Raw genomic sequence first — 929 nt, forward strand, 5'->3', positions numbered from 1 at the left:
CCGATGAATACGAAACCGATATTACGGATAAGAAAGAATTACAGATTCGTGATGCAATGGGCGATATTCTCAAACAGTTACCTCTCGACCTTAGTAAAAAGGAAGATGCTTTTTCCAAAGATTTACTGCTGTTGATGTTAAAGCAATATAACCTGTTTCTGGAATCATTCCAGTTTGCCTGCAAGAATTACAAGGGCAACACGAATGAAGCGGATATTGCAAAGGCAATGGGATTTGAATCGAATGATGAATATAACGAGATTATGTTTCTCCGGGAGATCACCCATACCGTTAATGCCTTTAATGATATGGCAGATATTGTAAGGCTCTATTCCAAGAAACCGGAAATAGCAGAACAAAGGCTTGAAAATCTTTTATCAGAAGTTTTATATGAGGATTCCGATTCGGTATAGAACGACAACCGGAGTTATGATACAATGAGCACGAGCAAGTCAGGCTGTTTACAGATTTGACGAGCGGCGAATTGGCTTATGGACTTGTCCATAAGATGCCTACACGCAAGAAGCATTTCATCAGTTCCGATTGTCTGATATCGAAAGGAGACACACGATTATGGCAAAAGGATCTGTAAGAAAAAAAGGAAAGAAATGGTACTACCGCTTCTATGTAGAAGATGCAAGCGGCAATCTGGTTCAGAAAGAATACGCTGGAACAGAAAGTAAAAGTGAAACGGAAAAACTGCTCCGTCAGGCAATGGACGATTACGAAAGCAAGAAATTCATTGCAAAGTCGGAAAATATTACAATTGGAGAATTACTTGATATATGGGCAGAGGAAGAATTAAAGACCGGTACGCTCAGTAATGGGACAGTCCAGAATTACCTCGGTGCCATTACCAACATCAAGAAGCATCCAATTTCAGAGAGAAAGTTGAAAAATGTAACATCTGAGCATTTACAAGCCTTCTT

Annotated in this window: 1 protein-coding gene and 1 pseudogene; both read left to right on the forward strand. The window is 39.6% G+C overall.

Annotated elements, in window-relative coordinates; translation table 11 throughout:
- Positions 1 to 413: transcriptional regulator (locus tag WMO43_RS14080; RefSeq protein WP_353531588.1), on the forward strand; the 413-nt coding region annotated here is incomplete at its 5' end.
- Positions 414 to 573: 160 nt separating this feature from the next.
- Positions 574 to 929, forward strand: a pseudogene (locus tag WMO43_RS14085) (site-specific integrase); the annotation flags it as partial.

It is taken from the genome of Maccoyibacter intestinihominis, assembly GCF_040096355.1.
Lineage (GTDB): Bacteria > Bacillota > Clostridia > Lachnospirales > Lachnospiraceae > Maccoyibacter > Maccoyibacter intestinihominis.